Origin of the sequence: Vannielia sp. (assembly GCF_029212645.1) — a bacterium.
Taxonomy (GTDB): Bacteria; Pseudomonadota; Alphaproteobacteria; order Rhodobacterales; family Rhodobacteraceae; genus Vannielia.
Genome location: NZ_JARGND010000023.1, coordinates 42,604 through 50,002 on the forward strand (window position 1 = coordinate 42,604; position 7,399 = coordinate 50,002).

Here is a 7,399-nt window from a genome sequence, read left to right on the forward strand (position 1 = left end):
GCTGGAACCTTTGTCTCATCTGTGAGCTTGGGTTTGCCGATCTGGGTGATCGCGTTGGCGGCTGGCTTGAGCGCGGGCCAAAGGGGGGCGGCCATTTCAGCCAAGGCGACGGCGAGATCATCGCGGCAGGGCTGAAAATGTCGCTGAGCGAACCGCAAGGCGCACGGGATATCCAGAGTTTATGCTCTGAAAACCATCTGCGGCAGGCCCGCCGCGACAGTTGCGGCGACGCGAGGTTCTTGTTTGCGCCGCCGCCGCTATCAGGCCGGTATCTTCAGGTCTTCATAAACCGCATCCACGTCGGCGGGGGTCAGCCGCTGCTTTTCAGCGCCGCTCACATCCAGGATAACGCGGCCATCCTTCAGCGCGATCAGGCGGTCGCCGTATTCCAGCGCGTGGCGCACGTCATGGGTCACCATGACGGCGGCAAGGCCCATCGACCGGATCATCCGGTCGCTCAGATCCATCACCGTTTTCTGGGTGCGCGGATCAAGGTTGGCAACGTGTTCGTCCAGCAGCAACAGCCGCGTTTGCGTCAACGAGGCCATCACCACCGTGATTGATTGGCGCTGACCGCTGGAAAGCAGATGCACCGGCGTTTGCAGCCGGCTTTCGAGCCCGAGGTTCAGCTCGGCCAGCCGTTCGGCGAACAGCTTGCGCTGGGCGGCATTGTTCGCTGGTTGCAAGCCGCGCCGCCCCAGCTTGCCCACCGCGACCGCCATGTTTTCCTCAACGGTCAACTGGTCGCAGGTGCCAACGCGCGGGTCGGGGAACACGCGGGCCAGCCATTCGGCGCGCCGAAAATCGGGGGTGTCGGTCACATCGCGCCCATCCACAAGGATGCGGCCCTCGGCCAGCGGCACGGTGCCCGCCAGCACGTTCAGCATGGTGCTTTTGCCCGCGCCGTTGGTGCCAACCAGCGTAACGTATTCGCCATCGTCGATTGTCAGGTTCAGCCGGTCCAGCGCCACGAAAGGCCGCGCCTGGCCGACGCTGGCAAACGACACGGTGATGTCTTTCAGCTCGATCATGATTTCTTCTCCTGCCGCCGGTTCTGCAGCGCGGTCATCACCGAGTCGACGGCGCTGCTGGCAGATTTGCGCAGCCGGGCCTTGAGATCGCGCCGCGACAGGATCACCGCAACCACCAGAATGCCCGCTGTTGCCAGCCGCAGATCAACCGGCGGCAAACCCGAGCGCAGGGCAAGCGTCAGGATCGTGGCATAAAGGAACCCGCCCAGAATGACCGAGGCAAGCCCCGGTGCGACGCGGCCGCTATCAGGAAAGAACAGCTCTCCCAGAAAGACGGCGGCAACGCAGATGATCACCGCGCCGATGCCCATGGTGATATCGGCATAGCCTTGAATCTGCACCTGCAACGCGCCGCCCAAAGCGAACAGCGCGCCCGAGATCAGCGCCCCCACCAGCAGCGTCACGCGGGTGTCGATGCGGTTGGCGCGCGCCATCAGCGGGTTACGCCCCGCAGCCCGAACCGTCAGCCCGAACCGCGTGTTGAGGAAGGACCACAACAGCAGCGCCACCCCCGCCACCACCGCCAGCAACAGCCCGATACGGGGCAGATCGCCCTGTCCGGGCAAGACATCAAAGATTGTTGGCAGGCCGATCAGCCCAACCGTTGCGCCGCCCAGGATATGCAGGTTGACGCTGTACATGCCGGTAAAAACGATCAGGCTGGCCAGCAGGTACTGGGTCATCCCGATCCGGTGGATCAGGAAAACCACGAGGCTGATCAAGCTGCCCATCGCCATCGAGCCGAGCAGCCCCAGCCACGGCGAGAGGCCCGCATGGGTGATCAGCGCCACAATGGCCGCGCCGCTGGTAAAGGTCGCATCGACCGACAGGTCAAGCTCGCCGCAGATGCGGAACATCAGGAACAGGCCGAAGGCCATGACGATCAGCGGCGGGGCCGCCAGAAGGATATCGAGACCAACCATTACTGGTTCACCCCGCTGAAATCATCTGTGATTTCAAGGCCGAGCGCCGTTTTGGTCTCACCGTTTATGCTGACCGTCACGCCTTTGGGGCCAATGATCGGGATCGTGCCCGGCGCGGTGCCGTCCAGAACCGCGACCGCCATATCGCCCGCGAGGCTGCCAAGTTCGCTATATTTCACGCCAAGGCTCATCAGCACGCCGGGCGTTTCGAGGTCACCCGCGGTGATGATCAGCGGCGTCTTGCTTTTCAACGCGGCAGAGCCAACGGCGGGCAGGCCCTGAATGATCGCTGAATCGGGGCCGATCACGATCACATCGGCGCGGCCCGAAAGCGATTGTGACGCCATGAACACCTCGCCGGGCGACCCGATCGAAACATCGACCAGATCCAGCCCAGCGCTTTCTACCGCGCCAGCCAGCTCATCATGGAACACCTTGCCGTTCTGGTTCGCCGGGTCCCAGATCGTTCCGATCTTCTCAAGCTCGGGCAATGCGGCGCGCAGAGTTGCCAGCGTCGCTTCCGGGGGCACCCAGTCGGTGGTGCCGGTGGCCGTGCCTCCTGGCGCATCGAGGCTTTCGGCAATGCCGGCACCCACCGGATCGCCCATTGCGATGAAAATCACCGGCAGGTCAGATCCTGCGTGCTGCACCTGCTGCACCGTGGCCAGCACAACCGGCGTGCCGATCACCGCGACCAGATCGGGGGCGTCGCGCACGATCTGGCGGGCGATGGTGGGAAAGAGGTTGGCCTGCCCCTGCGCGTCATATTCCTTGAAGGTCGCGTCGGGCTTGGCGGCAAGGACCGCGGCCTTGAACCCGTCCAGCGCCTCGGTGATCAGCGAGAGGTCAACGATTTTGTAAAGCGCGATTTCCTGCGCCATCGCGGTGCCCGGAAAGGCAAGCGCGCCACCTGCCACAAGGCCGGCAACTGCGCCTCGAAGCCTGCGGAAACAGAATTTTCTGGTGTTCTTTGACAGCATTTTTGGTCCCCATCGGTTGGATAAGTTCACATCGAAGGCCGCGCGCCACCGGGGGCGCGACCCAACTAACCTTCCTCCCTGTCGTCGTTCGCCGGTGCGTCAGCCGAAATGCGCTACCACGGCGATCTCAATCTTTGCGCCCAGCAGCAGCTTGCTGATCACGGTCGTCCGGGCCGGCGGCGCATCAAGAAAATACTCGGCATAGGTTCTGTTGAAGGCGCCAAAATCTTCATCGTCGGCCAGCCAGACGGTGGCGTTGACCACGTTTGAAAGGTCGAGGCCGTGATCGCTCAGAACGGCCTGAATGTTGGCCATGACCTGCCGGGTCTGCCCCTCGATATCGGGCGAGGTGATCGCGCCACCGTCCAGCGCGACCTGTCCGGCCAGAAACAGCAGATCGCCCGCCCGGCGGGCGGGGGAAAGCGGGATGGATGCAAGGTCAATCACGTGGTCAGCTCCATTGATTGTGGGTTTTGGGGGGTGTCAGATCCATCGGCATAGGCTTGCCAGCCGCGCGCTTCGACCTGGGCACCGGTCTTTTCCAGATGCGTCACGATTTGATCCAGGCTTTCGACCTCAGCTTGCGACAGGCTGCCGAACATGTCGGCCTCGATCCGCAGCGCCACATCAAGAATGTCCTGAAACATCTCCTCGCCCGCCTGCGTCAGGCTGACGGAAATGAACCGCTTGTCGTGTGTTGACGCGCGGCGGTCGATAAGACCGCGCTGTTGCAACTGGGTAATCGCCCGGCTGATCGCACAAAGGTCGATCCCCGAGAAGCGAGCGATATCGCCGCCGCTGAGGTCGGGCTTGGCAGCCAGCGCGGCAATCGTCTTCCACGCGGGTTTGCTCAGGCCGTGCTTGCGCGAGTAATAGCCAAATAGAATGGTGCCTAACCGCGCGGCAGCATCGTGCAGCCGATAGGGAAGCCAGGCACCGATAACAGTGAAATCGGGAAGGGAATTGTCTGAACTCATAGGGTCTTTCCTTGGGGGCCGTGTTTTGGTCACGACCCTATCTTGCAATGCGCGCTACGTCGGAAGGCTTTCCGGGGGTGGCCGGGGAGGGGGGGTAACCAAACACCATGTCAGACCGGAAATCGCCGATATGGGCGGCACCCATCATGCCCTGTGCCATGTCCAGCTCCTCGCGGATGCAGTTGAGGCAATGGCGCAGGGCCGGTTCGCCGCCCGCCGCCAGCGCGTAAAGCGGGGCGCGGCCCAGCTGCACCGCATCGGCCCCCAGTGCAAGCGCCCGAGCCACGTCTGATCCGGTGCGAAAGCCGCTGTCGATGAGGATGGTGAGCCTGCCCCGCGCTTCGCGCACGAAATCGGGCAGCACATCAATGGTGGCCACCGCGCCGTCCAGCTGACGCCCGCCATGATTGCTGATCACCACCCCGTCAACACCCAGCTCCAGCGCCTTTGCCACATGCCGCGCATCCAGCAGGCCCTTGACGATCAAAGGTTTTTTCCAGCGGTCGCGCAGTTTTGCGATGTCGTCCCAGGTGATGCTGGAATCGATCTGATCCTGGAACATCTCGGCCAGCGTGTCGGTCCGCCGATCACCCAGAATATCGGACAGCAGCTTTAGCGTGGGCGGCCCCGAGCGGGCCATGCGCAACGACCAGCCGGGATGCGCCGCCAAGCTGAACATCTTGCGCGGCGTCCACTTCATCGGCACCGAAAACCCGTTGCGCACATCGCGCAGCCGGACACCAATGGCCGGATTGTCGACCGTAACCTCCAGCGCTTCGAAACCCAGCGCCTCGGCCTTGTCCACAACGCGGTCACTGAGCGTGCGGTCGCGCATGAGATAGAGCTGTGCCCAGTTGGTTTGCCCGTTTTCGGCGATCACCTCTTCCTGGCTGCAGGTCGAGGCCATGCTCATGACATAGGGAATGCCAATGTCACCGGCGACCCGCGACAGCAGTGCCTCGGCCCAGGGCCATGCCAGCCCGGCCAGCCCGGTGGGGCCAATGATGACCGGTGTGGTGTAGGTTTTGCCGAATAGCGTGACCCGCTGGTCGCGGTTGTCCACATCATAGGGGCCGGAACAGATCAGCCGCTTGTCATCCAGCGCGGCGCGATTGTTGGCAATGGTGGTTTCCTGCCCTCCGCCCCCGTCGATGAAATCATAAACCATGCGCGGTAGCGCACGTTGGGCCGCCAGGCGAAAATCGGCGACCGAGGCCAAGTGTGACTGTCCGTTGAACATTTCGCATCATTCCCCGCGTTTGAACATCGTGCCTGTTCTTCAAGCCAGGGATGCAGGTGCAGCGAAGGCAATTGTAAAATGCAAGTATTCTGCAATTATTCTCCGGGCGCCCATTTTTTGAACGGCCTGAAACCGCGCAGGGGGGATTCCTGTGCAGCAAGATGTTGCAAGCGGCGCTTGGTTTCGGATGCGCCCCAATGGGATTTTTGCGTTGATTGGATGACGTGGGTGGTGTGTCGAGGCGCTAAAATGGCCCCGCACAGACGCGCGAAAACCGCGATCTCACCCCGGATGCTTGGGTGCTTGAGATGGAGGTGGGCGCGCTTGATGTTCTGCTCTGCCAAAAGATCAACGACACCTTGGCAGGAGAATGCACGGGGCAGGGTATGATGCCCCGTGGCAAGGAATGGGGGGCTTTCGCGGCTTGCTTGGCCTCAAAGAGCAGAGCTTGGCCAAGCAGGCCGATCAATGCAAAAGCCCCCTATATCGTGAATGCGCTCTGCAAATTATGTGGGGGCCGCCTCTCTCAAACTTCTGGAGAGAGGCAGCTGGTCGTCATTCCTGTGAGAACTTACCCGAGCTTTCCTCGATCACTTCCCACACGACATCGAGATAGTCGGCATTCCACTCGGTCAGCGGAACCCAGGTTTCACCGTCCCATTGTTCGATACGGGTCTTCCCGCCTCCGCCGTGATCCTTTGGGGTCACCGTGACGGGGGACATGACGCCGCCAGCATTGTAGTTTTCGATCGATTCATAGCCCGCCTTCATGCTCTCGGCGGTGAGCGGCCAGCCATTTTTCTCGATCGCGATACGTGCGGCCTCGATCGCTACGGAGTAAACCGCAAGCCCCTTGTTGTAGTGCACGTCCCGCACATGTTTTTCCGGCCCGCTGCCTTCGCCGTTTGCATAGAGCGTATCAAGCATGGACTTGACGAGGGGGAGGTCCTGGCCGCCGGCCACGTTGGTCCCGCGCAGGATGCCGGTGGCTGTTTCGGCACCGATGTTGGAGATATCAACTTCGTTGATCCAGTCGACCGAGATATACCTGTCAAGCGGGAACCTGTTGCGCGCCATTTCCTTGGCGGCAACAACATGAGCCCCGCCAAGCATCCACGAGATCACGTAATCAGGCTTGTCGCGGCGGATCCTGCTCCAGGCCCCGGACTGGTCTGAGCCCGGAAGCGGCACCGGATAGAGCTGAAGCTTGAAGCCCTCTTTCTCCGCAAGAGTTTCGAGGATTTCGATCGGTTCCTGCCCGAAGGGGAAGTCAAAATAGATGAAACCGATCGTGGCATCGCTCAGGTCGTCGCCCAACTGGGACTTGATGAAAGCGACATCGTTTGCGGCCTGTTGCCAGTAGGTTGGGCCAACCGGGAAGATCCATTTGAATACATCGCCATCCACGGCGTCGGCTCTGCCCGAGAAGGACTGCATCAGGATGTTCTCGTCGCGCATCACACGCGGCAGAACGGCATTACTCACCGGGGTAGACAGCATGTAGAAGTTGATAACCCCGTCGCGCTTGAGTTGCTCATAGCACTCCACGCCACGCTGCGGCTCATTGCCGTGGTCGCGCACAATCATCTCGACCGGATGACCATCAAGGCCGCCATTCAGGTTGGTGTATTTCGCCAGATCTTGCGCTGCCTGCGCCACTTGGGGCGAGATGAATGTGTAGGATTTGCTGAGGTCAAAGCACAATCCGAATTTCACCGGTTCTTTCTCTTGCGCCGAGACCTCGCTGGCCCCTGTTGCCACGATGGCGGCCAGAGCAACCGCTGTAAGGTTGGAAAAAAGTTTCATGTCATTCTTCCTTGGTTGTGAAGGTGTTGGGTCTTTCGCCAGCGCCCATCGCTTGGCTGTGAAGGGGCGTGCCCTTCGCCATGGTTTCGTGTTGATCTGCGTGATGCCGCACCGCAGCGCCAATCGTCACCTGCCGCCCTTGGCGGGTTTGACGAGTTGACGCTGCGGGCGGCAAATGCATCAGGCCGTTCCCTTGGCTTTCTTGTCGTATTGCAGCGCCATCCGTCCGGCCTTTTCGCGGGCAATCACCAGCTTCTGGACCTGTGCGGTGCCATCGCCGAGTTGCAGGCCAAGCACATCATTGTATCGCTGATGATGCGGCAGATCGGTGGTATAGCCGTAGTGCCCATGCAGGATCAGGCACTGGTGCAGGATCTCGCAAGAAACCTTGGGCAGATACCATTTGCACATTGCCGCCTCGGAGGTGTGGGGCAGGCCACGG

Annotated in this window: 8 protein-coding genes; all 8 read right to left on the reverse strand. The window is 61.5% G+C overall.

The features are described 5' to 3' along the window. Positions 1 to 260: 260 nt before the first annotated feature. Positions 261 to 1,031, reverse strand: a complete 771-nt coding sequence (locus tag P1U55_RS09305; RefSeq protein WP_301047298.1) for an ATP-binding cassette domain-containing protein — start codon at positions 1,029 to 1,031, stop codon at positions 261 to 263. Then, positions 1,028 to 1,954, reverse strand: a complete 927-nt coding sequence (locus tag P1U55_RS09310; protein ID WP_301047299.1) for a hypothetical protein — start codon at positions 1,952 to 1,954, stop codon at positions 1,028 to 1,030. Before P1U55_RS09310 ends, P1U55_RS09305 begins: the two co-directional genes overlap by 4 nt. Then, positions 1,954 to 2,871, reverse strand: a complete 918-nt coding sequence (locus P1U55_RS09315; RefSeq protein WP_301047300.1) for an ABC transporter substrate-binding protein — start codon at positions 2,869 to 2,871, stop codon at positions 1,954 to 1,956. The genes P1U55_RS09310 and P1U55_RS09315 overlap by 1 nt, the downstream gene beginning before the upstream one ends. A gap of 162 nt (positions 2,872 to 3,033) precedes the next feature. Further along, positions 3,034 to 3,381: a RidA family protein gene (locus P1U55_RS09320; protein ID WP_301047301.1), complete on the reverse strand. Its 348-nt coding sequence runs from the start codon at positions 3,379 to 3,381 to the stop codon at positions 3,034 to 3,036. Continuing rightward, positions 3,378 to 3,944: a MarR family transcriptional regulator gene (locus tag P1U55_RS09325; protein ID WP_301047302.1), complete on the reverse strand. Its 567-nt coding sequence runs from the start codon at positions 3,942 to 3,944 to the stop codon at positions 3,378 to 3,380. Before P1U55_RS09325 ends, P1U55_RS09320 begins: the two co-directional genes overlap by 4 nt. 4 nt (positions 3,945 to 3,948) lie before the next feature. After that, on the reverse strand, positions 3,949 to 5,151 hold the full coding sequence (locus P1U55_RS09330; RefSeq protein WP_301047303.1) for an alpha-hydroxy acid oxidase: 1,203 nt from the start codon (positions 5,149 to 5,151) through the stop codon (positions 3,949 to 3,951). Between the two features lie 555 nt (positions 5,152 to 5,706). Further along, positions 5,707 to 6,957 (reverse strand): ABC transporter substrate-binding protein, encoded by a 1,251-nt coding sequence (locus P1U55_RS09335; protein ID WP_301047304.1) that lies wholly within the window; start codon positions 6,955 to 6,957, stop codon positions 5,707 to 5,709. Between the two features lie 180 nt (positions 6,958 to 7,137). Continuing rightward, a partial coding sequence (locus P1U55_RS09340) for an acyl-CoA dehydrogenase family protein (RefSeq protein WP_301047305.1) occupies positions 7,138 to 7,399 on the reverse strand: 262 nt, incomplete at its 5' end.